This window comes from Streptomyces sp. NPDC005784, assembly GCF_042871525.1.
GTDB lineage: Bacteria > Actinomycetota > Actinomycetes > Streptomycetales > Streptomycetaceae > Streptomyces.
In genome coordinates this window covers 211,449-235,132 of record NZ_JBIAIQ010000012.1, presented here as the reverse complement: position 1 = coordinate 235,132, position 23,684 = coordinate 211,449, and the positions used below count along the sequence as shown (strand labels likewise).

General features: G+C 69.1%; 17 protein-coding genes and 1 pseudogene. 15 read left to right on the top strand and 3 right to left on the bottom strand.

The features are described 5' to 3' along the window. Window positions 1–28 precede the first annotated feature (28 nt). Window positions 29–928: a serine dehydratase beta chain gene (locus ACFYR3_RS21405; RefSeq protein ID WP_389284362.1), complete on the bottom strand. Its 900-nt coding sequence runs from the start codon at window positions 926–928 to the stop codon at window positions 29–31. A gap of 168 nt (window positions 929–1,096) precedes the next feature. Between ACFYR3_RS21405 and ACFYR3_RS21400 the strand changes: the two genes are divergently transcribed. From ACFYR3_RS21400 to ACFYR3_RS21390, 3 genes are all read left to right on the top strand, one after another. Continuing rightward, the gene (locus tag ACFYR3_RS21400) at window positions 1,097–1,459 is read left to right on the top strand and encodes a bifunctional 3-phenylpropionate/cinnamic acid dioxygenase ferredoxin subunit (protein WP_075025955.1); all 363 of its coding nucleotides are present in this window, start codon (window positions 1,097–1,099) and stop codon (window positions 1,457–1,459) included. Beyond that, entirely contained in the window at window positions 1,456–2,619 is a 1,164-nt protein-coding gene (locus ACFYR3_RS21395; RefSeq protein ID WP_355840601.1) for an FAD-dependent oxidoreductase, read from the top strand. The genes ACFYR3_RS21400 and ACFYR3_RS21395 overlap by 4 nt, the downstream gene beginning before the upstream one ends. A 130-nt stretch (window positions 2,620–2,749) precedes the next feature. Beyond that, window positions 2,750–3,880, top strand: coding sequence for an aromatic ring-hydroxylating dioxygenase subunit alpha (locus ACFYR3_RS21390; protein WP_355840600.1), 1,131 nt, complete (start codon window positions 2,750–2,752; stop codon window positions 3,878–3,880). 1 nt (window position 3,881) lies between these two features. On the opposite strand, the gene ACFYR3_RS21385 is transcribed toward ACFYR3_RS21390, so the two are convergent. After that, entirely contained in the window at window positions 3,882–4,679 is a 798-nt protein-coding gene (locus ACFYR3_RS21385; RefSeq protein ID WP_355840599.1) for an IclR family transcriptional regulator, read from the bottom strand. Between the two features lie 151 nt (window positions 4,680–4,830). On the opposite strand from ACFYR3_RS21385, the gene betA reads away from it, so the two are divergent. Together betA and ACFYR3_RS21375 are read left to right on the top strand one after the other, a co-directional pair. Then, window positions 4,831–6,498: a choline dehydrogenase gene (gene betA / locus ACFYR3_RS21380; RefSeq protein WP_355840598.1), complete on the top strand. Its 1,668-nt coding sequence runs from the start codon at window positions 4,831–4,833 to the stop codon at window positions 6,496–6,498. 3 nt (window positions 6,499–6,501) lie between these two features. Further along, window positions 6,502–7,338 carry a 5,10-methylenetetrahydrofolate reductase gene (locus tag ACFYR3_RS21375; protein ID WP_355840597.1) on the top strand — a complete coding sequence of 279 codons (837 nt, stop codon included), beginning with the start codon at window positions 6,502–6,504 and terminating at the stop codon, window positions 7,336–7,338. A 190-nt stretch (window positions 7,339–7,528) separates the two neighbouring features. Here the strand turns inward: ACFYR3_RS21375 and purU are convergent, their stop codons facing one another. Next, complete coding sequence (purU, locus tag ACFYR3_RS21370; protein WP_355840596.1) at window positions 7,529–8,401, bottom strand: formyltetrahydrofolate deformylase; 873 nt, start codon at window positions 8,399–8,401, stop codon at window positions 7,529–7,531. A gap of 219 nt (window positions 8,402–8,620) precedes the next feature. Between purU and ACFYR3_RS21365 the strand changes: the two genes are divergently transcribed. The 10 genes and pseudogenes from ACFYR3_RS21365 to ACFYR3_RS21320 all read left to right on the top strand — a co-directional run bounded on the left by ACFYR3_RS21365 (window position 8,621) and on the right by ACFYR3_RS21320 (window position 23,598). After that, a complete protein-coding gene (locus tag ACFYR3_RS21365) occupies window positions 8,621–10,090 on the top strand; it encodes an aldehyde dehydrogenase family protein (protein ID WP_101407794.1) in 1,470 nt (489 codons plus the stop codon). Between the two features lie 20 nt (window positions 10,091–10,110). Next, a complete protein-coding gene (locus ACFYR3_RS21360; RefSeq protein ID WP_355840595.1) occupies window positions 10,111–11,199 on the top strand; it encodes a glycine betaine/L-proline ABC transporter ATP-binding protein in 1,089 nt (362 codons plus the stop codon). Beyond that, complete coding sequence (locus ACFYR3_RS21355; protein WP_389284357.1) at window positions 11,199–13,202, top strand: ABC transporter permease; 2,004 nt, start codon at window positions 11,199–11,201, stop codon at window positions 13,200–13,202. The genes ACFYR3_RS21360 and ACFYR3_RS21355 overlap by 1 nt, the downstream gene beginning before the upstream one ends. Window positions 13,203–13,215: 13 nt before the next feature. Next, window positions 13,216–14,178, top strand: coding sequence for an ABC transporter substrate-binding protein (locus ACFYR3_RS21350; RefSeq protein WP_389284355.1), 963 nt, complete (start codon window positions 13,216–13,218; stop codon window positions 14,176–14,178). A 249-nt stretch (window positions 14,179–14,427) separates the two neighbouring features. Further along, on the top strand, window positions 14,428–16,866 hold the full coding sequence (locus ACFYR3_RS21345) for an FAD-dependent oxidoreductase (protein WP_389284353.1): 2,439 nt from the start codon (window positions 14,428–14,430) through the stop codon (window positions 16,864–16,866). Window positions 16,867–17,011: 145 nt separating this feature from the next. Continuing rightward, window positions 17,012–17,194, top strand: a pseudogene (locus ACFYR3_RS21340) (bifunctional methylenetetrahydrofolate dehydrogenase/methenyltetrahydrofolate cyclohydrolase); the annotation flags it as partial. Continuing rightward, window positions 17,191–18,513 (top strand): serine hydroxymethyltransferase, encoded by a 1,323-nt coding sequence (glyA, locus tag ACFYR3_RS21335; protein WP_389284351.1) that lies wholly within the window; start codon window positions 17,191–17,193, stop codon window positions 18,511–18,513. The pseudogene ACFYR3_RS21340 and the gene glyA, both read left to right, overlap by 4 nt. Continuing rightward, complete coding sequence (locus tag ACFYR3_RS21330; protein ID WP_099918837.1) at window positions 18,510–19,742, top strand: sarcosine oxidase subunit beta family protein; 1,233 nt, start codon at window positions 18,510–18,512, stop codon at window positions 19,740–19,742. The genes glyA and ACFYR3_RS21330 overlap by 4 nt, the downstream gene beginning before the upstream one ends. A 12-nt stretch (window positions 19,743–19,754) precedes the next feature. Next, window positions 19,755–23,003, top strand: a complete 3,249-nt coding sequence (locus ACFYR3_RS21325; protein ID WP_389284349.1) for a sarcosine oxidase subunit delta family protein — start codon at window positions 19,755–19,757, stop codon at window positions 23,001–23,003. Next, on the top strand, window positions 22,996–23,598 hold the full coding sequence (locus ACFYR3_RS21320) for a sarcosine oxidase subunit gamma (RefSeq protein WP_389284347.1): 603 nt from the start codon (window positions 22,996–22,998) through the stop codon (window positions 23,596–23,598). Before ACFYR3_RS21325 ends, ACFYR3_RS21320 begins: the two co-directional genes overlap by 8 nt. Window positions 23,599–23,684 lie beyond the last annotated feature (86 nt).

Here is a 23,684-nt window from a genome sequence, read left to right as displayed (position 1 = left end):
GCGGTCGCGAGGGTGTCCAACTCTGTCTTCACACACTGACGTTGGACGCCCTCGCCCCACGCGCGCAGCCGATCCCTTGGAATCGATCATCTAGTTGACGGCCAGCGCGAAGAGGTTGACCCAGTCCATGATGTGCAGCGGATCCACATCCTGGGAGTCCTCGGCGAGGCTGCGCAGCAGCTGCGGGGCAGCTGCGGGGCACCTGCAGCCGCCCGGGCAGGGTGGTCTCGGTCCGTGAACAGCCGCGCTCCACGCACCCCTGCATCACCCTCCAGATCCGCAGCAGGCCGGCGCGCACCTCGCTCTCGCCCCGCCGGGACAGCTCGTTGGCGAGCATCACCCCGCTGATCGGCAGGCTGGTCTCGTAGGCGCGCAGCAGCAGTTCGGATGCCGAGCCGAAGGGGAGCGGTACCGGAGCGTGGTCGGGCTTGATGCGGTCGGCACCCGTCGCGCTCCCGTCCACCACGAAGCCCCCGCCCACCGAGTAGTACGTGCGCGCCCTCACCTCGCGGTCATCGTGGTCCCGGGCCGTGAACACCATGCCGTTGGGGTGGAACGGCAGCGTGCGGCGACGGTGCAGCACCAGGTGCTCGGGCTCGCGGAACTCCACCTCCCGGCGGCCCAGCAGCCGCAACCGGTCGGCCTCGTGGATCCGGTGCACCCTTTTGTCCACGGTGCCGGTGTCGACGGTTTCCGGATCCTCGCCTTCCAGGCCGAGGAGTACCGCCTTGCCGCTGCCGCTGCCGTGGCCGTGACCTGTGGCGCCGAGCGATCCGAAGAGTTCTGCCCGGACCGAGGCGGTGTGGGGGAGCAGGCCGTCTTCGTGCAGCCCGGTGACGAAGAGGCGGGCGGCCTTCATGGACCCGACGGTGTGGGAGCTCGACGGTCCGATGCCCACCTTGAACAGGTCGAAGACGCTGATCGCCACGCCGGCTCCTTCATACGGTGTGTTGTCTATGGCGCAAAGCGTTGCGTAAAAAGCAACATTGAACGAGGGGTCGACCTGTCCTCTGGATGCCTTGACAAGGGTTTGGGACCGCCCCCAAACTGACGTTGCGCTTACCGCAATCCGTTTCGCTATACGCACCGAGGTGTCATGATGATTCCCGCGTGCCTTCTCGTGGATCTGCCGCGAGGCGAGGCCTATCGGCTAGACATCGATCCGCCGGTTTCGGTGTTCCACACCGATGACGGCGAGGTCTTCGCCATCGATGACACCTGCACCCACCAGGACGCGTCGCTCGCCGACGGCTGGCTGGAGGGCTGCGAGGTGGAATGCCCGCTGCATGCTTCGAAGTTCGACCTCCGGACCGGAGCCGTCGACGCTCCCCCGGCCAAGCGTCCGGTCCGCACCCATGAGGTCCTCATCGAGGACGGCATGATCTACGTCCGGCCGTCCACGGAGGCACCCAACCTGCCGCCCTGTGTTGCGTCCCGGCTCGCCGGAGGTCCCGCGTGAGGACAGTGGCCGTGGTGGGTGCCTCGCTGGCCGGTCTGTCGGCGGCGCGCTCGTTGCGGAAACGGGGGTACGACGGGCGGCTGGTCATCATCGGCGACGAACCGCACCGCCCGTACGACAGGCCGCCGCTGTCCAAGGAGTTCCTGGCCGGTGACATCGGCGAAGCCGATCTCGCGCTGGAGTCGGACGACGAGGACCTGCAGGCCGAGTGGCTGCTCGGCGCCCGCGCCGCCGGACTCGACAGCGCGGATCGCGCCGTGCGGCTCGCCGACGGCCGCGAGGTCCGAGCCGACGGCTTCGTCATCGCGACCGGCGCGGCCGCGCGGACGCTGCCCGGCACCGACGGCATGGCCGGGGTGCACACACTGCGCACCCTCGACGACGCCCGCGCCCTGCGGGACGAACTGGCCCTGGGCGGGCGGCTGGTCGTGATCGGCGGCGGGTTCATCGGCGCCGAGGTCGCCTCCACCGCCTGCGCTCTCGGACTCGACGTAACGGTGGTCGAGGCGGCGCCGACGCCGCTCGCCGGACCGCTCGGCGAGACCATGGGCGGCATCGTCTCCGCCCTCCATGCGGACCACGGCGTACGGCTGTTGTGCGGCGTGGGGGTCAAGGGGCTGAGCGGGGAGAACCGGGTCGACGCCGTCCTGCTCGAGGACGGCCGCAGTATCCCCGCCGACACCGTCGTCGTCGGTGTCGGCGCGCGTCCGTGCGTCGAGTGGCTGGAAGGATCCGGCGTCGCGCTCGACAACGGCGTCAAGTGCGGCGCGGACGGCCGCACCAGCCTCGCCGGTGTGGTCGCCGTCGGTGACTGCGCCTCCTGGTACGACCCACACGCGGGGATCCACCGCCGCGTCGAGCACTGGACCGGTGCGCGCGAGCGGCCCGACGTGGCCGTGGCCGCGCTGCTGTCGTGGGGTGCGGTGGAACCGGGTGTGCCCCGGCCGCCGTACTTCTGGTCGGACCAGTACGGCGTGAAGATCCAGTTCGCCGGTCATTCGGCCGGTGCCGACAGTGTGACGGTCGAGGAAGGCGTCCCGGGCGACCGCAGTTTTCTGGCCGTCTACCGTCGTGCCGGGCATCCGGTCGCCGTGCTCGCGATGAACCAGCCGCGGCTTTTCATGCGTTGGCGCAAGCAGCTCACCGCCGCGACATCTTGACATCATCGATGCGGCATTTCATGCTCCTGTTGCGTATAGCACGCAGCGTTGCTCCATACAAAACGCCGTCCGGAGTCGCTCTTCCCGGCGCGTGAATGACCGATCCACGACGTTCTCCGAGGAGTGCACTGTGACCTCGACCAGCCTGCCGGACAGCCTGATCGCCACCCTGCCCGGCTCCTCCTACACGGATCCGGGGACCTTCGCCCAGGAGCAGGAGCGCATCTTCGAAACGATGTGGTTCTGCGCCGTACGCTCCTCGGATCTGGCCAGGCCCGGCGCCTTCCGGACCGTCGAGGTGGGCCGCGAGAGCATCCTGATCACGCGCGCACGGGACAACTCCGTACGTGCCTTCTTCAACGTCTGCCGCCACCGTGGAGCCAAGCTCTGCACCGAGGAGGCCGGCGAGGTCAAACGCGCCTTCCAGTGCCCGTACCACGCCTGGACGTACGACCTGAACGGCAAGCTCGTCGCGGCGCCCAACCTCACGAAGATGCCCGACGTCGGCCGCACCGAGTTCGGCCTGGTGAGCGTGGCCGTCCGTGAATGGCTCGGCTACGTCTGGGTCTGCCTGGCCGAGAACCCGCCGTCCTTCGAGGAGGACGTCCTGGGCGAGGTCGTCGCCCGGCTCGGCGACGTGGAGCCGCTCGAGCACTACGACATCGACAACCTCTCGGTGGGCAAGCGCATCGTCTACGACGTCAAGGCGAACTGGAAGCTCATCATCGAGAACTTCATGGAGTGCTACCACTGTGCCACGATCCATCCCGAACTCACCGAGGTGCTCCCCGAATTCGCCGACGGCTACGCCGCCCAGTACTACGTCGGCCACGGCGCCGAGTTCGGTGAGGAGGTCCAGGGGTTCACGGTGGACGGCTCCGAGGGTCTCGACCGAATCCCCGGGGTGTCCGACGACCAGGACCGCCGCTACTACGCGATCACCATCAAGCCGCAGGTCTTCATCAACCTCGTCCCTGACCACGTGATCTTCCACCGGATGTACCCGGTGGCCGTCGACCGCACGATCGTCGAGTGCGACTGGCTCTACCTCCCGCACGTCGTCGAGAGCGGCAAGGACGTCAGCCGGTCCGTGGAACTCTTCGACCGGGTCAACCGCCAGGACTTCGAGGCCTGCGAGCGCACGCAGCCCGGGATGAGTTCCCGGATGTACGCCAAGGGTGGGGTGCTGGTGCCCAGCGAACACCACATCGGTGCCTTCCACGACTGGGTGCACGAGCGGCTGGGGACCCGGCAGGGGTGACTCAGCCCAGGTAACCCATCCGATGGCTGATCTCCTCCGCGCCCTTGACCAGCACCGGAGCGAGCTCGTGCATGCGCTCCTCGGTGAACCGGTATGCGGGGCCGGAGGCGCTGAGTGCCGCGATGACCTCTCCGTCCCGGTCGCGGACCGGCGCGGCCATGGCGTGGAGCCCGATCTCCAGCTCCTCCAGGGTCCAGGCGTAGCCACGCTCCCGAGCCTCGGCGAGATTCTTCTCGAGCTTCGTCTTCGAGGTCAGGGTGTGCGGGGTCGCCTTCTTCAGTCCGGCCTCCGACAGCAGCGCGGCGCGGTCCTTGGCCGGCATGTGGGCCAGCAGGACCTTGCCGCTGGAGGTGGCGTGCAACGGGGTCAGTTCACCGACCCAGTTGTGCGCGGTGACAGCGCCCGGGCCACGGACCTCGTACAGGTTGATCGCGTAGTGCTCCTGCATCACGGCGATGTTGACGGTCTCGCCGATCTCCTCGGCGAGGCGCTCGCAGACCGGGCGGCCCTGCTGGGTGATGTCGATGCGTCCCGTGACCCCGCCGGCCAGGCGTACGATGCCGAAGCCGAGGCGGTATTTGCCGCGCTCGCCCGCCTGCTCCACCAGACCGCGCGCCTCCAGGGCGCCGAGCAGCCGGAACGCGGTCGACTTGTGAACATCGATCTCGGCGGCCACCTCGCTGACGCCGGCCTCGCCGCGCTGGGCCAGGATTTCCAGCACGCTGATGGCGCGGTCGACGGACTGTACCCCGCCGGACTGCGAACCCGTCGTTTCGGTATCTGGACCGTAGTTGCTCATAGCGAAACTATACGCGCAGTAAACAACAGCATTGCAAGTAACAGCATCGAAACGTAGACCTTGCAAGTTGCGTTGCTCGCAACCTAGTGCGTATAGCGATACTCGTACTAGCATGCCACGCGTATCTACGGCGCGAGCGAGACGAGGCACCATGGCTCCCCTGCAATACGACTTCGTCATCGTCGGCGGTGGATCCGCCGGCAGCGCACTGGCGAACCGACTCTCCGCCGACCCGGGCAACCAGGTGCTGGTCCTGGAGGCCGGCCGGCCCGACTACCCGTGGGATGTCTTCATCCACATGCCCGCGGCGCTGACCTATCCGATCGGCAGCCGGTTCTACGACTGGAAGTACGAGTCCGAACCCGAGCCTCACATGGGCGACCGGCGCATCTACCACGCGCGCGGCAAGGTGCTGGGCGGTTCCAGCAGCATCAACGGCATGATCTTCCAGCGTGGCAACCCCATGGACTACGAGCGCTGGGCCGCCGATGCCGGCATGGAGTCCTGGGACTACGCGCACTGTCTGCCGTACTTCAAGCGGATGGAGAACTGTCTCGCGGCCGACCCCGACGACGAGTTCCGCGGCCACGACGGCCCCCTCGTCCTCGAACGCGGCCCCGCCTCCAACCCGCTGTTCACCGCCTTCCTCAAGGCCGTCCAGGAGGCGGGTCACCCCCGCACCGACGATGTCAACGGCTATCAGCAGGAGGGCTTCGCCCCCTTCGACCGCAACGTCCACAGGGGACGCCGTCTGTCGGCCTCGAAGGCGTACCTCAAGCCCGCGAAGAAGCGGCCCAACCTCACCGTCACCACCCGCGCCCTGGTCACCCGTGTCCTCTTCGAGGGCAAGCGTGCTGTCGGTGTCGAGTACCGGCGGCGCGGCAAGGTCCAGCAGGTGCGAGCCCGCGAGGTCATCCTCTGCGGCGGCGCGATCAACTCCCCTCAGCTGCTGCAGCTCTCCGGCGTCGGCAACGCCGAGGAACTGAGCGCGCTCGGCATCGACGTCGTCCACGACCTCCCGGGCGTCGGCGAGAACATGCAGGACCACCTGGAGGTGTACATCCAGTACGCCTGCAAGCAGCCCGTCTCCATGCAGCCGTACATGGCGAAGTGGCGCGCCCCCTTCATCGGCCTGCAGTGGCTCTTCCGCAAGGGCCCCGCCTCGACCAACCACTTCGAGGCCGGCGGCTTCGCCCGCAGCAACGAGGACGTGGACTACCCCAACCTGATGTTCCACTTCCTGCCGATCGCGGTCCGCTACGACGGCTCCTCGCCCGCCGGCGGGCACGGCTACCAGGTGCACGTCGGTCCCATGTATTCCGACGCCATCGGCTCGGTGAAGATCAAGAGCAAGGACCCGAACGAGCACCCGGCGCTGCGCTTCAACTACCTGTCCACGGAACAGGACCGCCGCGAGTGGGTCGAGTCGATCCGCGTCGCCCGCAAGCTCCTCAACCAGCCCGCGCTGGCCCCGTACAACGACGGGGAGATCTCACCGGGCCCGTCCGTGGAGAGCGATGAGGAGATCCTCGCCTGGGTCGCGAAGGAGGGTGAGACCGCCCTGCACCCCTCGTGCACCTGCAAGATGGGCACCGACGAGATGTCCGTCGTCGACCCCACCAGCATGCGCGTGCACGGTGTGGAGGGACTGCGCGTCGTCGACGCGTCGGTGATGCCCTATGTCACCAACGGCAACATCTACGCGCCGGTGATGATGATCGCGGAGAAGGCGGCCGACCTCATCCTGGACAAGGACCCGTCGGCCCCTTCCAAGGCCGCGTACTACCGGTACCGCGACGCCCAGAAGCAGGCCGGTTAGACCTTGGACGGCGAACACTTCCGGGCGCTGCTGCACAGCGTCCGCTACGAGGTGCTGCCCGCGAAGGCGACCGAGGGCAAGGTCCTCGCCCATGTCCCGCGCGACGTCGTCGTCACCGTGACGGCGTCGCCGGTCAAGGGCCTGGAACCGACGCTCGACCTCGCCACCCGGCTCACGGCGCACGGCTATGGCGTCGTCCCGCACGTGCCCGCGCGGCTGCTGCGGGACGACGCGCACCTGAAGGATGTCGTCGACCGGCTCCGGGAGGCGGGCGTCGACGACGTCTTCGTCCCGGCCGGCGACGCCGATCCGCCGGCCGGGGCCTACGACGGGGCACTACCGGTGCTGCGCAGACTGAGCGAGCTGGGCAGCCCCTTCGCTCATGTCGGCATCACCGGTTACCCCGAGAGCCACCCGCTCATCCACGACGACCTCACCATCCAGGCGATGTGGGACAAGCGCGCGTACGCCACGTACATCGTGAGCAACCTCTGCTTCGACCCGCGCGTGCTGGGTGACTGGGTCGGCCGGATACGCCGCCGCGACATCACCCTGCCCGTCCACGTGGGCGTCGCGGGGCCGGTGCAGCGGGCGAAGCTGCTGTCCATGGCGGCGAAGATCGGGGTGGGGGAGTCGACGCGCTTTCTGACCAGGCACGCCTCGTGGTTCCTGCGCTTCGCGACACCCGGCGGTTACTCGCCGGAGCGGCTGCTCGCCCGTTCCGCGGGCGCGCTCTCTTCCCCCTCGGCGGGGGTCGCCGGCCTGCACCTCTTCACCTTCAACCAGATCGCCGAGACCGAGCGGTGGCGCTGCGCTGTGCTTGACCGGTTGGGAGGCTAGGCCACTGGTGCCCGGGGCGCAGCGGGCCTCGCCGGGGGCTGCGCCCCCAGACCTCCCTGTCGCCTCAACGCCTCGTCCTCAAACGCCGGACGGGCTGTTTGTGTCGGCCTGCGCCCCAAGAGCCGGCGTCCGAGGCCGTATACAGCGATGGGCGGGCCGGATTCCGGCCCGCCCATCGCTCGTGCTCGGCTCAGCGGAAGACAATCGTGCGGTTGCCGTGCACCATGACGCGGCTTTCGCTGTGCCACTTCACCGCGTGTGCGAGCACCTGCGCCTCCACATCCCGCCCGACCGTGACCAGCTCGTCCGGATCGAGGGAGTGGTCCACCCGGACCACGTCCTGATCGATGATCTGTCCCTCGTCCAGGTCCGGTGTCACATAGTGCGCCGTCGCGCCGACAAGCTTCACCCCGCGCGCGTACGCCTGCTGGTAGGGGCGCGCGCCCTTGAAGCTGGGGAGGAAGGAGTGGTGGATGTTGATGGCGCGGCCCTCCAGCTGTTTGCACAGGTCGTCGGAGAGGACCTGCATGTAGCGGGCCAGCACCACCAGGTCGATGTCCAGCTCGCGCACGAGTTCCAGCAGGCGCGCCTCGGCGTCGGCCTTGGTGTCCTTGGTCACCGGGATGTGGTGGAAGGGGACGCCGTAGGTCTCCGCCAGTCCCTCGAAGTCCCGGTGATTGGAGACGATCGCGGGGATCTCGATGTTGAGAGCGCCGGTGCGCTGCCGGAAGAGCAGATCGTTGAGGCAGTGTCCGAACTTGGACACCATGATGAGCGTCCGGGTCGGTGTCGAGGCGTCCCAGAGGGTCCAGGAAATCCGGTAGGCCTCGGCGACCGGACCGAATCGGTAACGCAGATTTTTCAAATCGGCGTTTGGATCGGAAACGTCGAAGTGGACCCTCATGAAGAAACGGTCCTGGAGTCGATCATCGAACTGCTGGCTCTCCAGGATGTTGCCGGAGTTCCTGACGAGAAAGCCGCTCACGGCGTGGACCAGTCCGGCGCTGTCCGGACACGAGAGGGTGAGGACGTACTCACGGCCAGGATGCGGTCTAGGGGACATGTGCAACCTCCGTCGGTGCGTATTGCACAACATGGTGAGCGATACGCAACATGGTTGGCCTTGGCGCGGCTTGTGGTCAAGAGCGGCCGCGCAACTGCCCGCATGGCGAAATCGTCATCTGCCAACCCCTTGACGTATGTCCGCACATTCGCCAGGGTGTTCCACCACAAGCAATACGGTGCACGATGCGCAACGGAATTCGCTCGAAGGGCTCCACACGTGGCAGACCTGTATGTGGACGGAGAATGGCGCGACGCGGTGGCCGGAGGTCACCGGGAAATCCGCTGTCCCGCTGACGGCACGCTCGCGGCGACCGTGTCCGAGGGGACGCGTCCCGACACCGAGGCCGCGATCGCCGCGGCCCGCCGGGCCTTCGACGAAGGACCCTGGCCGCGCACCCCCGAGCGGGAGCGCGGTGCGCTGCTGCTGCGCACCGCCGACCTCATCGAGCGCGACGCCAAGGAATTCGCCCGCGCCGAATCGCTGGACACCGGCAAGCGGCTGGTGGAGAGCGAGTACGACATCGCCGACGTCGTCTCCTGCTTCCGCTACTACGGCGGGATCGGGGGCACCGATGCCGGCCGGGTGATCGACACCGGCCGCGACGACGCCGTCAGCCGCGTCGTCTACGAACCGGTCGGCGTGTGCGGGCTCATCACCCCTTGGAACTACCCGCTGCTCCAGGCGTCGTGGAAGGTCGCGCCCGCCCTGCTCGCGGGCAACACGATCGTCCTCAAGCCCAGCGAGCTCACCCCCTCCACCTCGATCCTGCTGATGCGGGCCCTTGAGGAGGCCGGGCTCCCGGCCGGCGCCGCCAATCTCGTCCTGGGCACGGGCCCCGAGGTGGGCGCACCGCTCTCCGAGGAACCGGCTGTCGACATGGTCTCCTTCACGGGAGGCCTGGAGACCGGCAAGCGCATCATGGCCACCGCCGCCTCGACCGTGAAAAAGGTGGCGCTGGAGCTCGGCGGCAAGAACCCCAACGTCATCTTCGCCGACGCCGATTTCGAGACGGCCGTGGACTTCGCCCTCACGGCCGTCTTCCTGCACTCGGGCCAGGTCTGCTCGGCAGGCGCCCGTCTGATCGTCGAGGACTCCCTCCACGACGCCTTCGTCGACGAGGTCGTCCGCCGCGCCCGGCAGATCCGCCTCGGCGGACCGTTCGACCCCGAGGCCGAGACCGGGGCCCTGATCTCCGCGCATCACCGGGAGAAGGTCGAGGCGTATGTCGCGGCGGGCCTCGCCGAAGGCGCCGTACTGCGCTGCGGCGGCGAACGCCCCGGCGACCCCGCACTGGCGAACGGCCACTACTATCCGCCCACCGTGCTCGACGAGTGCCGGCAGGACATGCGTGTCGTGCACGAGGAGTCCTTCGGCCCCGTGCTCACCGTGGAGCGCTTCCACGGCGAGGACGACGCCGTACGCATCGCCAACGACACCGAGTACGGACTCGCCGGCGCCGTCTGGACGCAGGACGCCGGAAAGGCCCAGCGGGTCGCCCGGCGGCTGCGCCACGGCACGGTGTGGATCAACGACTACCACCCCTACGTGCCGCAAGCGGAATGGGGTGGCTTCGGGCACTCGGGCGTGGGCCGGGAGCTGGGACCGACCGGCCTGGACGAGTACCGAGAGCCCAAGCACATCTGGCAGAACATCCAACCCCGGCCGCAGCACTGGTTCCGCGGCTGAACGCCGAAAAGAGGTCGATCGTGACCCCAGCACAGACCGAGGTGCCGCAGCGGCGCGGCACGCCACAGGACTCGGCCCCCGCCCCGGTCATATCCGTGCGCAAGCTGTGGAAGGTGTTCGGGCCGAAGGCAGACCAGGTACCGGACTCCGAGGAGCTGTGCGGGCTCACCCGCCGCGAGCTGATGGACCGCACCGGATGCACCGCCGCCGTGCGCGACGTGAACTTCGAGGTCTCGCCCGGCGAGGTCTTCGTCGTCATGGGTCTGTCCGGCTCCGGCAAGTCCACCCTGGTGCGATGTCTGACCCGGCTGATCGAACCCACCGCCGGGGAGATCGTCTTCGAGGGCGAGGACATCCGCGACGCGGACGACAAGCGTCTGCGTGAACTGCGGCGCCGCAAGTTCTCCATGGTCTTCCAGCACTTCGGGCTGCTGCCCCACCGCCGGGTCGTCGACAACGTGTCCTTCGGTCTGGAGATCCGCGGCATGAGCAAGGCCGAGCGCACCAAGCGGGCGCTGGAGGTCGTCGAACTGGTCGGCCTCTCCGGCTACGAGAACTCCTACCCCGACCAGCTCTCCGGCGGTATGCAGCAGCGCGTGGGTCTCGCCCGGGCGCTGGCCGGTGATCCGGACGTGCTGCTCTTCGACGAACCGTTCTCGGCGCTCGACCCGCTGATCCGCCGTGACATGCAGAACGAGGTCATCCGTCTGCACCACGAGGTCGGCAAGACGATGGTGTTCATCACCCACGACCTCTCCGAGGCGCTCAAGCTGGGCGACCGCATCCTCATCATGCGTGACGGCAAGATGGTCCAGTGCGGTACCGGCGACGAGTTGGTGGGCGCCCCGGCCGACGACTACGTACGCGAGTTCGTCAAGGACGTGCCGCGCGGCGACGTACTGACTCTGCGGTGGATCATGCGTCCGGTGGTGGACGGCGACGCCCTGGACGGTCCCGAGCTGGGGCCGGACGTCGTGGTGCGGGAAGCCACCCGGGCCGTACTGGCGGCGGACAAGCCGGTCAAGGTCGTGGAGAACGGCAAGCTGCTCGGCATCGTCGGTGACGAGGAGATCCTCGCGGTGGTCGCCGGGCAGGAAGGCGACATGTGATGACCGTCGCCATAGAGAAACCGGAGAAAACCGAGCAGGTGGCGGAGGCCGCTCCGGCGGTCGCGGGCGTGCGCAAGGTCAGCCGCTCGATGATGGTGGCCGCGATCCTGGTCGTCTGGCTGGTGCTCTTCGCCGTGCTGCGCGGAAAGCAGACCCTGACGCTGGCGGCGGCAGACCTCACCGGTCTGCACCACTGGTTCAACGACCTCAGCGATTCGGTCGGCGCCAACCGCAACTCCAACCCGCTCTTCCTCTATTTCTTCAACGAGATCCGCCTGGTCATCGACAACCTGGTGACCTTCGTCCAGGACCTGATCTCGCAGTCGAGCGGCGACCGCCCGGTGCCGCAGATCGGCTGGCTCGGTGTCGTCGGCATCACGGGCTTCGTCTCCTGGGCCGTGGGCAACTGGCGGGTCGCGCTCCTGGCCATGGCCGGCTTCACCTTCTTCGGGCTGCAGGGCCTGTGGCAGCAGAGCATGGACACCCTGGCGCTCACCCTCTCCGCGGTTCTCGTGGCGCTGGTGTTCGCGATTCCGCTGGGTGTGTGGGCGGGGCTGTCCGACCGGTTCAACCGGATCATCACGCCCTTCCTGGACTTCATGCAGACGATGCCGACCTTCGTCTACCTGGCCCCACTGACCCTGATCTTCCTCATCGGCCCGGCCTCCGCCGTGATCGCCACGGTGATCTACGCGGCCCCGCCGGCGATCCGTATCACCGCGCACGGCATCCGTTCCGTACCGGAGACCACCGTCGAGGCGGCCGACTCGCTGGGCTCGACCCGGTGGCAGTCGCTGCTGAAGGTGCTGCTGCCGATGTCCAAGCGGACCGTGGTGATGGGCGTGAACCAGACCATCATGGCCGCCCTGGCCATGGTGACCATCGCGGCCCTGATCGACGCACCCGGCCTCGGCAAGACCGTCGTCCAGGCCCTGCAGTCGCTCGACGTCGGTACGGCCTTCAATGCGGGCCTGGCCATCGTGATCATGGCCATCGTCCTCGACCGGGTCACGACCGCGTCGAGCACACGTGCGGAGCAGGCCCGGAACTCGGGCGGCCGCTTCCTCAAGTGGCGCCGGCCGCTGCTCGCGGCGGGCGGGGTGGTCGTGCTGGTGCTGGTGTACCTGTCGCACACATACCTGTGGGCGGCGCAGTTCCCCGGCCAGGGCAGCACCGGCAGCCATATCGCGAGCGCGGCGGACAGCGTGACGACGTGGGCGCAGGACAACCTGTCGGGCATCACGAACGGATTCCGCGACGCCATCACCAACGGACTGCTGAACCCCTTCCAGTCGCTGCTCACCGACTCCCCGTGGTGGCTCGTGGGCGCGGCGCTGATCGGGATCGGCGTGGTGCTCGGCGGCTGGTGGGCCGGGGTCACGACCGCTGTGTGCGTGGGCCTCCTTGTCGGCACGGGCGTGTGGTCGGACAGCATGACGACGCTGGCGTCGACGCTCGTGGCGACCGTGCTGGTGATGGTGTTCGGCATCGCCTTCGGAGTGTGGATGGGGCGCAGCATGCTGGTGGACCGGCTGCTGCGGCCCACCCTGGACGCGGCGCAGGTCATGCCGCCGTTCGTCTATCTGGTGCCGTTCCTCGCGCTGTTCGGCGCGACGCGCTTCACCGCGATCGTCGCCGCCGTCGTCTATGCCGCGCCGGTCGCCATCAAGATCACCGCCGACGGAGTGCGGGCCGTGCCCGAGACCACCGTCGAGGCGGCCACCGCTGCCGGGTGCAACACCTGGCAGATCATCACCAAAGTTCAACTGCCGATGGCACGCAGCGCCCTGACTCTCGCGACCAACCAGGGCCTGATCTATGTGCTGTCGATGGTTGTTGTGGGCGGCCTGGTGGGAGCCGGCGCCCTCGGCTACGACGTCGTGGCCGGATTCTCGCAGGGAGAGCTGTACGGCAAGGGGCTGGCGGCGGGGCTCGCCATCGTACTGCTCGGAGTCATGTTCGACCGGATCACTCAGGCAGCGGCGCGCCGTACCAGCGCTTAAGGAGCACGACACCATGGCAAGACACTGGCGAACCGGCGCGGCCGGCCTGGCCGTCCTCGGTCTCACTCTCACCGCGTGCGGCGGAGCGAAGGTCGGCGACAACGCCTCCTCCGACTCCAAGAGCTCGGGCAAGTGCGGCACCTTCAACCTCGCGGTCAACCCGTGGGTGGGCTACGAGGCGGACGCGGCGGTCGTCGCGTACGTCGCGCAGCACGACCTCGGCTGTACGGTCAACAAGAAGGACCTGAAGGAGCAGATCGCCTGGCAGGGCTTCGGCACGGGCGAGGTCGACGCGGTCCTGGAGAACTGGGGCCACGACGACCTGAAGAAGAAGTACATCTCCGGGCAGAAGACCGCCGTCGAGGCGGGCCAGACCGGCAACAAAGGCATCATCGGCTGGTACGTGCCGCCGTGGCTGGCCAAGGCGCACCCGGACATCACCGACTGGAAGAACCTCAACAAGTACGCGTCCAAGTTCAAGACCTCGGAGTCGGGCGGCAAGGGCCAGCTCCTGGACGGCGACCCGTCGTACGTCACCAACGACGCGGCGCTGGTGACGAACCTGAAGCTGGACTACAAGGTGGTGTACGCGGGCAGCGAGACCGCGCTCATCCAGGCCTTCCGGACCGCCGAGAAGAACAAGCAGTGGGTGATCGGCTACTTCTACGAGCCGCAGTGGTTCCTGTCCGAGGTGCCGCTGGTCAAGGTGAACCTGCCGAAGTACACGACGGGCTGCGACGCCGTCGCGGCCAAGGTCGCCTGTGACTATCCCGTGTACGACCTGGACAAGATCGTCAGCGCCAAGTTCTCCACGTCGGGCAGCCCCGCCTACAACCTGGTGAAGAACTTCAACTGGACGAACGACGACCAGAACACCGTGGCCAAGTACATAGCCCAGAACAAGATGTCCGACGACGCCGCGGCGAAGAAGTGGGTCGACGCCAACCGCGACAAGGTCGACGCCTGGATCAAGTAGGGCGCGACGCGGCTCCGTCTCCGGCACCCCTCCGGAGCTGGACCGTCGACGCACGAGCGACCCGGAAACCCCCCGGACGGGCCCGGCAGGCTGCGCTGGCAGCCTGCCGGGCCTCGTCGCGTTTCGGGCTGTTTTCCGACGTCACGGACCCCTTGACACCCACTCCTCGTGACAGGCACATTGAGTTGCGCAACCTGAAGCATGTTGCGCAGACAGCAACTTGATTGCTTTCAAGTCGGAGGTGCGGCGATGGCGGGACCCCGAGTGGTCATCATCGGAGCGGGCGTCGTGGGAGCGGCGCTGGCCGACGAGATTTCCGCGCGAGGCTGGACCGAAGTGACCGTGGTCGACCAGGGCCCGCTCCCTGCCACCGGGGGATCGTCGTCGCACGCCCCGGGCCTGGTCTTCCAGACGAACTCCTCCAAGACCATGACCGAGTTGGCCCGCTACACGGTCGAGAAGTTCTGTTCCCTCGACGTCGACGGCCGGCCCTGCTTCCTGCAGGTCGGCGGCCTCGAAGTGGCGACCACCCCCGAGCGCGTCGCGGAGCTGCACCGCCGCCACGGCTGGATCTCCGCCTGGGGCATCGAGGCCCGGCTGCTGAGCCCCGAAGAGTGCGTCGAGCAGCACCCGCTCGTGAACCCGGACAAGGTCCTCGGCGGCCTCCTGGTACCGACCGACGGCCTCGCGAAGGCCGTCCTCGCCGTCGAGGCGCAGATCCGCCGGGCCACCGAGCGCGGTGTGCGCTTCCTCGCCCGCCACGAAGTCCTCGACGTGCGGCAGAGCGAGGGCCGCGTCATCGGCGTCCTCACCGACCAGGGCGAGATCCCCGCCGACATCGTCGTGTGCTGCGCCGGCATCTGGGGCCCGAAGATCGCCCGTATGGTCGGCATGAACCTCCCGCTCACCCCCCTCGGCCACCAACTGGCCTGGACCGGGCCGGTACCGGCGCTGGCGGGCCAGACCGAGGAGGCGGTGCGCCCGATCCTGCGCCACCAGGACGCCGATCTCTACTACCGCGACCGCTTCGACACCCTGGGCATCGGCTACTACGGCCACCGTCCGATGCCGGTCTCCGTCGACGACATCCTGTCCGTGGACGAGGCCGACGAGATGCCGTCGGTCCTGAAGTTCACCGAGGACGACTTCGAGGACGCCTGGACCGAGACCCAGTCCCTGCTCCCCGCGACGCGGGAGGCCAAGGTCGAGGAGGGCATCAACGGCCTGTTCTCCTTCACCACCGACGGCCAGCCGCTCCTCGGTGAATCCCCGGACGTCAAGGGCTTCTGGGTCGCCGAGGCCGTCTGGGTCACCCACTCCGCCGGCGTCGGCCGGGCCATGGCCGAATGGCTGGTCGACGGCTACTGCTCGTCCTTCGACCTGCACGAGTGCGACGTCAACCGCTTCGAGCCGCACCAGCTCGCCCCGGAGTACGTCCTGGCCCGCGACTGCCAGAACTTCGTCGAGGTCTACGACATCCTGCACCCCCTCCAGCCGTCGGGGGACCCGCGCCCGATCCGCACGAGCCCCTTCTACGTCCGCCAGCAGGAACTGGGCGCCTTCTTCCTGGAGGCGAACGGCTGGGAGCGCCCCCAGTGGTACGAGGCCAACGCGGGCCTGGTCGAGGGCCGTTCCATCCCCACGCCCAACGACTGGGCCGCGCGCTACTGGTCGCCCATCGTCGGCGCCGAGGCACAGGCCACCCGTGAGACCGTCGCGATGTACGACATGACGGCCCTCAAGCGCCTGGAGGTCAGCGGCCCCGGTGCCGCCGACTTCCTGGAGCGCCTGTGCACCGGCAAGGTCGCCAAGTCGGTCGGCTCGGTGACGTACACCCTGCTCCTCGACCACGACGGCGGCATCCGCAGCGACATCACCGTCGCCCGCCTGGCCCGCGACCTCTTCCAGGTGGGCGCCAACGGCAACCTGGACCTCGACTGGTTCACCCGCCACCTCCCCGCCGACGGCACGGTCCAGGTCCGTGACATCACCCCGGGCACCTGCTGCATCGGCCTGTGGGGACCGCTCGCCCGCAGGGTCCTTGGGCCCCTCACCGACGCGGACTTCTCGAACGACGGCCTGAAGTACTTCCGCGCCAAGCGCGCCTACATCGGCTCGGTGCCCGTCACCGCCATGCGGTTGTCGTACGTCGGTGAGCTCGGCTGGGAGCTCTACACCACCGCCGACCAGGGTCAGAAACTCTGGGACACCCTGTGGCAGGCGGCCGAGCCGCTCGGCGGCGTCATCGCCGGCCGCGGCGCCTTCAACAGCCTGCGCCTGGAGAAGGGCTACCGCTCCTTCGGCACCGACATGACCTACGAACACGACCCCTACGAGGCCGGGGTCGGCTTCGCCGTCAAGCTCGACAAGGACGACTTCATCGGCAAGGCCGCGCTGGAGCGGCGCAAGGCCGACGTGCGGCGCAAGCTCACCTGCCTCACCATCGACGACCCGGGGGCCGTCGTCCTGGGCAAGGAGCCGGTGTACGACGGCGACCGCACCGTCGGCCATGTCACCAGCGCCGCCTACGGCTACACGATCGGCAAGGGCATCGCCTACGCGTGGCTCCCGGCGGAACTCGCCATCCCCGGCAACACCGTGCACATCGGCTACTTCGACCAGCGCGTCGAGGCGGTCGTCGCCGAGGAACCCCTGTTCGACCCGACCATGTCCCGCCTCCGTGGCTAGCACGACATCGTCGGCTTCGAGGGAAGGAGTACCGCCAGTGACCGCACAGCTGCTCGACGGCAAGGCGACCGCCGTCGCGATCCGCCGCGAACTCGCCGAACGCGTGACCAAGTCGACGGCCACCGACGGTCGCCCGCCCGGGCTCGGCACGGTCCTGGACGTCGGCATCACCCGCACCGACCACGGGCTGGTCGGCGATGTGCACCCGGACGCCGCCCAGGTCGCCGGATGGCTCGCGCCGATGCCCGGGGGCGTAGGACCCATGACGCGGGCGATGCTGCTCGCCAATGTCGTCGAGGCCGCCGAGAGGAACGCGAACGCCGTATGAACGCGCTGAACACCCCCCTGGCGGAACTGGACCCCGAGGTCCACGCCGCACTCCGCGCCGAGCTGCACCGCCAGCAGTCGACCCTCGAAATGATCGCCTCCGAGAACTTCGCGCCCTCCGCCGTGCTGGAGGCCCAGGGCTCGGTCCTCACCAACAAGTACGCCGAGGGCTATCCCGGCCGCCGCTACTACGGCGGCTGCGAACACGTCGACGTCACCGAGCGCCTCGCCATCGAGCGGATCAAGTCCCTCTTCGGTGCCGGGTTCGCCAACGTCCAGCCGCACTCGGGCGCACAGGCGAACACCGCCGTCTTCTTCGCCCTGCTGCAGCCCGGCGACACCATCCTCGGCCTCGATCTCGCGCACGGCGGGCACCTCACGCACGGCATGCGCATCAACTACAGCGGCAAGATGCTCAACGTCGTGCCGTACCACGTCGCCGAGGCGGACAACCTCGTCGACATGGACGAGGTGGAACGCCTCGCCAAGGAACACCGCCCCAAGATGATCATCGCGGGCTGGTCGGCGTACCCGCGGCAGCTGGACTTCGCGGCCTTCCGGCGGATCGCCGACGAGGTGGGCGCCCTCCTCATGGTCGACATGGCGCACTTCGCCGGTCTCGTCGCCGCCGGGCTGCACCCCAACCCCGTACCGCACGCCCACGTCACCACCACGACGACGCACAAGACGCTCGGCGGTCCCCGCGGCGGCGTCATCCTCACCAATGAGGCCGACCTCGCGAAGAAGATCAACTCGGCGGTGTTCCCCGGTATGCAGGGCGGCCCTCTGGAGCACGTCATCGCCGCGAAGGCGGTGTCCTTCAAGGTCGCCGCGTCACCCGAGTTCGCCGAGCGCCAGGCCCGTACGCTCGCCGGCTCCCGCATCCTCGCCGAACGCCTCACCCGGGCCGACGCGGCGGCCGCCGGGGTGAAGGTCCTCACCGGCGGCACGGACGTCCACCTCGTCCTGGTCGACCTGCGGGACTCCCAGCTCGACGGCAGGCAGGCCGAAGACCTGCTCCACGAGATCGGCATCACCGTCAACCGCAACGCCGTGCCCTTCGACCCGCGCCCGCCCATGGTCACCTCGGGACTGCGTATCGGCACCCCGGCGCTGGCCACCCGAGGCTTCACGGACGACGACTTCGAAGAGGTCTCCGATGTGATCGCCCTGGCCCTCCAGCCCGAGCCCGACATCGCCGCCCTGCGCGCCCGCAGCGAGGCGCTGGCCGCCAAGCACCCGCTCTACCCGCACCTTTCAGAAGCAGAAGCAGAAGCAGAAGCAGAAGCAGAAGCAGAAGCAGCCGGAGAAGTCCGATGAGCCCCCGCACCCCCGGCGCCGAGCTCCCCGAGCACCCCGACTGGCTGTGGCGCACGCCGGAGCCCAAGCGGTCGTACGACGTGGTGATCGTCGGCGGCGGCGGACACGGCCTCGCCACCGCCCACTATCTGGCGAAGAACCACGGCATCACCAACGTCGCCGTGCTGGAGAAGGGCTGGCTGGCGGGCGGCAACATGGCCCGCAACACCACGATCATCCGTTCCAACTACCTGTGGGACGAGAGCGCCGGGATCTACGAGCACGCGCTCAAGCTGTGGGAGGGACTGGAGGAGGAGCTCGACTACCCGATCCTCTTCTCCCAGCGCGGTGTGCTCAACCTCGCCCACAGCCTCCAGGACGTCCGCGACAGCGTGCGCCGCGTCGAGGCGAACCGGCTCAACGGCGTGGATGCCGAATGGCTCGACGAGCGGCAGGTCAAGGACGTCTGCCCGATCGTCAACATCTCGCCCGACGTGCGCTATCCGGTCATGGGCGGCACCTACCAGCCGCGCGCCGGCATCGCCAAACACGACCACGTCGCCTGGGGCCTGGCCCGCTCCGCCGATGCGGCCGGCATCGACATCATCCAGAATTGCGAGGTCACGGGCCTCGACATCGTCGGCGGCCGGGTCGTAGGAGTGCAGACGACGCTCGGCCCGATCGCGGCGGGGAAGGTGGCGCTCTGCTCGGCCGGCCACACCTCGGTGCTCGCCGCCATGGCCGGCATCGAACTGCCGCTGCAGAGCCACCCGTTGCAGGCGCTCGTCTCCGAGCTCCTCGAACCGGTGCACCCGACGGTCGTCATGTCCAACGCGGTCCATGTGTACGTCAGCCAGGCCCACAAGGGCGAGCTGGTGATGGGCGCGGGCATCGACTCGTACAACTCCTACACCCAGCGCGGCGCCTTCCACATCATCGAAGAGCAGATGTCCGCCGCGCTGGAACTCTTCCCGGTCTTCGCCCGCGCCCATGTGCTGCGCACCTGGGGCGGCATCGTCGACGTCAGCCCAGACGCCTCACCCATCGTCGGACTCACCCCGGTCGACAACCTCTACCTGAACTGCGGCTGGGGCACCGGCGGATTCAAGGCCACCCCTGGCGTCGGCTGGGTCTACGCCCACACCATCGCCCACGACACCCCTCACCACCTCAACGCCCCCTTCTCGCTCGACCGTTTCACCACCGGCGCGCTCGTCGACGAGCACGGCGCGGCCGCGGTGGCCCACTAGGGAGCCGAACCCATGCTGCTCATCCCATGCCCCTGGTGCGGGCCCCGTGACGAGGCCGAGTTCCACTACGGCGGCCAGGCGCACGTGCCCTATCCCGAGGACTCCGCCGCCCTGACCGACGAGGAGTGGGCGCGCTACCTCTTCTTCCGCGACAACCCCAAGGGCCCGTTCGCCGAACGCTGGAGCCACGCGGCCGGATGCCGCCGCTGGTTCAACGCGGTGCGCGACACGGCGACGAACGAGATTCTCTCCGTGTACCGCTCGGGCGAGCCGAGGCCGGACAATTCCACCCGGCCTGGGTCGTGGGCAGGCGTTCTGCAGGGCGGATCAGGTGGGCACAACCCACCCACGGACCCGCAGTCGTCGACGGACCCCGCGGGGTCCGGGGCGGCAGCCCCAGTCTCGGGAAGGGGCGGGCTCGGGGAAGAAACCACTCCCGTCGCCACCCAACCGTTCCGGCTGCCCACCGGCGGCCGAGTCCACCGCGGTGAGCGCCTGCGCTTCACCTTCGACGGTACGGAGTACGAGGGCTTCCGCGGCGACACCCTCGCCTCCGCCCTCCTCGCCAACGGCGTCATCGAGGCCGGCACGAGCATCAAGTTCGGCCGCCCGCGCGGCATCTTCTCGGCCGGTGTCGAGGAGCCCAACGCCGTCATCCAGATCGAGGCACCCTTCCCCGAGCCGATGCTGCCCGCGACGACCGTCGAACTGTACGACGGTCTGGTGGCGAGCAGCCTGCCCGGTCAGGGACGCCTCGCCACCGAACCGGACCCCGCCCGCTACGACGCCGTCCACGCGCACTGCGACCTGCTCGTGGTCGGCGCCGGACCGGCCGGACTCGCCGCCGCGGCAGCCGCCGCGCGCAGCGGAGCGCGCGTCATCCTCGCCGACGACCGGCCGGAGCTGGGCGGCAGTCTGCCGGGGTCGGGCGAACTCCTCGACTGGGCGGAAGAGATCGGCGCGCTCCTCGAAGCCGCGCCCGAGGTACGCGTGCTGCGTCGCACCACGGTCTTCGGCCACTACGACGACAACCACCTCCTCGCCGTCGAGCGCCGCACCAGTCACCTCGGCGCCGAGGCCCCGGAGCATGTCTCCCGCGAGCGTGTCTGGCGCATCCGCGCCCGTCGCGTCGTGCTCGCCACCGGCGCCCACGAGCGTTCGCTGGCCTTCGCGGACAACGACCGCCCCGGTGTGATGCTGGCCGCCTCGGCCCGCGCCTACGTCAACCGTCACGGCGTCCTTCCCGGCCGCCACGCCGTCGTCTTCACCACCAACGACAGCGCCTACGCCGCCGCGCTGGATCTCGCGGCGGCGGGCGTGGACGTCGCGGCGATCGTCGACACCCGGCCCGAGCCGGGGGAGTGGGCGCGCCGTGCCCGGGAGTCCGGGATCGAGGTGCTGAGCGGACACGCCGTGGTCGGCACCGAAGGCGACCCGCGGCTCACCGCCGTGACGGCCGCTCCGTACGGGGAGTCGGCAGGGACCCGGGAGTTCGCCGCCGACCTGCTGCTGGTCTCCGGCGGCTGGAACCCCGTAGCGCACCTGTTCAGCCAGGCGGGCGGAAAGCTGCGCTACGACGACACGCTCGGCTCCTTCGTCCCCGGCACCTGCCGCCAGGCCGTCGAGGTCGCGGGCAGCGCGAACGGCGTCCTCGACCTGGCCCGGGCCCTCGCTCAGGGAGCGGCCGCCGGTGCCCGCGCGATCGAGGCCGAGGGCTACGCCTCCGAGGCGCCCCGCCTCCCCGAGGTGGCCGCCGAACCGCACTCGCCCGCCATGCAGGTCTTCCTCGTCCCCGGCCCCGCCGGCGCACCCCGTTTCGTCGACCTCCAGCGCGATGTCACCGTCGACGACCTGACCCGCGCGACCGGCGCCGGCCTGCGCTCGGTCGAGCACACCAAGCGCTACACCACGGCCGGCACCGCCAACGACCAGGGCAAGACCTCCGGGGTCCTGGCCGGCGGCGTCGTCGCCGAACTGCTCGGCGTGAACGTCTCGGCCCTCGGTACGACGACGTTCCGCCCGCCCTACACGCCGGTCTCCTTCGCCACGCTCGCGGGCCGCGACCGCGGCGCACTGCACGACCCGATCCGTACGACCGCTCTGCATGACTGGCACGTCATGCACGGCGCCCTGTTCGAGAACGTCGGCCAGTGGAAGCGGCCCTGGTACTACCCGCAGGACGGCGAGGACATGGAGACCGCCGTGCTGCGCGAGTGCGCCGCCGCCCGCGACGGCGTCGCCTTCATGGACGCCTCCACCCTCGGCAAGATCGACGTACAGGGCCCGGACGCCGCCGTCTTCCTGGACCGGCTCTACACCAACATGATGAGCACCCTGAAGGTCGGCATGATCCGCTACGGCGTCATGTGCCACCTGGACGGCATGATCTTCGACGACGGCACCGTCATCCGCCTCGCCCAGGACCGCTTCCTGGTCACCACGACGACGGGCAACGCGGCCGCCGTACTGGACTGGATGGAGGAATGGCTGCAGACCGAATGGCCCGGGCTGCGCGTCCACTGCACCTCCGTCACGGAACAGTGGGCCACCGTCGCCCTGGTCGGCCCCCGTTCCCGCGAGGTGCTGGGGACGCTCGCGCCGACGCTGGCGGTGGACAACGAGAGCTTCCCGTTCATGGCGTGGCGGGACACGACCGTCGCGGGCGTCGAGGCCCGGGTGTGCCGGATCAGCTTCTCCGGCGAACTGGCCTATGAGATCAATGTGTCACCGTGGGAGGCGCTCGCCCTGTGGGAGGCGCTGTACGAGGCCGGTGCCCCGTTCGGCATCACCCCGTACGGCACCGAGACCATGCACGTCCTGCGCGCGGAGAAGGGCTACCCGATCATCGGCCAGGACACCGACGGCACCGTCACTCCGCACGACCTCGGCATGAGCTGGGCGGTGTCGAAGAAGAAGCCCGAATTCATCGGCAAGCGCTCCTACGCCCGCGCCGACGCTGTCCGACCCGACCGCAAGCACCTGGTCGGCCTGCTCCCGGAGGATCCGGGCGCCTTCCTCCCCGAAGGCACGCAGCTGGTTGCTGACAGCGTGCTGCCCGCCCCGCCCGTCCCGATGCTCGGCCACGTCACCTCCAGTTACCGCAGCGCGGCGCTCGGCCGGACCTTCGCCCTCGCCCTGGTCAAGGGCGGCCGGGACCGCATCGGCGAGCGGCTCTACGCCGTCGCGCGCGACCGGCTGGTTCCGGTGACCGTCGCAAGCCCCGTCCTCTACGACCCCGAGGGAGCCCGCCGTGATGGCTGACACCGCCCCTACCATCTCGCGCCGCAGTCCCCTGTCGCATGCCGCCGACCGCCTGGCCGCCGCGACGCGCACCTCCGGGGGCGCGGTCCGGCTGGCCGAACTCCCCTTCCTGGCCCAGGTCAACGTCCGGCTCGACGCCAAGGGAGCGGCAGCGGACGCCGTCGGGCTCGCGCTGGGCCTCCAGCTGCCCCTCGAACCCAACATCGTCGTACGTACCGGCGAGCTGACCGCTGTGTGGCTGGGCCCCGACGAATGGCTGGTGGTGGGTCCGACCGGCGGTCAGCGGGATCTGGAGAGCCGGATCAGGGCGGCGAGCGGCGACGAGCCCGTGGCTGTCACCGACGTCTCCGCCCAGCGCACCACCCTCCTCATCACGGGTCCACGCGCCCGTGACCTGCTGGCACATGGCTGCCCCCTGGATCTGCACCCGCGTATCTTCGGGGCCGGGTGCTGCGCCCAGACCACCCTGGCCCGCACACAGATCGTGCTGGTCGCCAGGGACGAACCCAAGGCCGGGTTCTGGGTACTGGTCCGTTCGTCCTTTGCCGACTACCTGACGGACTGGCTGCTGGACGCGGCGGCGGAATACGTCTGAACGAGCTCAACAGGGCGTGATATCCACAGGAGATGGGAGGCGTCCGCGACCGACAGGCCGATGTTGTCAGGATCCGTCGCTGTGCC

Excerpts from the sequence above, each read along its gene's own strand:
- ACFYR3_RS21350 (WP_389284355.1), top strand. The coding sequence starts at position 13,216 with ATGGCAAGACACTGGCGAACCGGCGCGGCCGGCCTGGCCGTCCTCGGT.
- glyA (WP_389284351.1), top strand. The coding sequence starts at position 17,191 with ATGAACGCGCTGAACACCCCCCTGGCGGAACTGGACCCCGAGGTCCAC.
- ACFYR3_RS21400 (WP_075025955.1), top strand. The coding sequence starts at position 1,097 with ATGATGATTCCCGCGTGCCTTCTCGTGGATCTGCCGCGAGGCGAGGCC.
- betA (WP_355840598.1), top strand. The coding sequence starts at position 4,831 with ATGGCTCCCCTGCAATACGACTTCGTCATCGTCGGCGGTGGATCCGCC.
- ACFYR3_RS21330 (WP_099918837.1), top strand. The coding sequence starts at position 18,510 with ATGAGCCCCCGCACCCCCGGCGCCGAGCTCCCCGAGCACCCCGACTGG.
- ACFYR3_RS21355 (WP_389284357.1), top strand. The coding sequence starts at position 11,199 with ATGACCGTCGCCATAGAGAAACCGGAGAAAACCGAGCAGGTGGCGGAG.
- ACFYR3_RS21345 (WP_389284353.1), top strand. The coding sequence starts at position 14,428 with ATGGCGGGACCCCGAGTGGTCATCATCGGAGCGGGCGTCGTGGGAGCG.
- ACFYR3_RS21385 (WP_355840599.1), bottom strand. The coding sequence starts at position 4,679 with ATGAGCAACTACGGTCCAGATACCGAAACGACGGGTTCGCAGTCCGGC.
- purU (WP_355840596.1), bottom strand. The coding sequence starts at position 8,401 with ATGTCCCCTAGACCGCATCCTGGCCGTGAGTACGTCCTCACCCTCTCG.
- ACFYR3_RS21325 (WP_389284349.1), top strand. The coding sequence starts at position 19,755 with ATGCTGCTCATCCCATGCCCCTGGTGCGGGCCCCGTGACGAGGCCGAG.
- ACFYR3_RS21320 (WP_389284347.1), top strand. The coding sequence starts at position 22,996 with ATGGCTGACACCGCCCCTACCATCTCGCGCCGCAGTCCCCTGTCGCAT.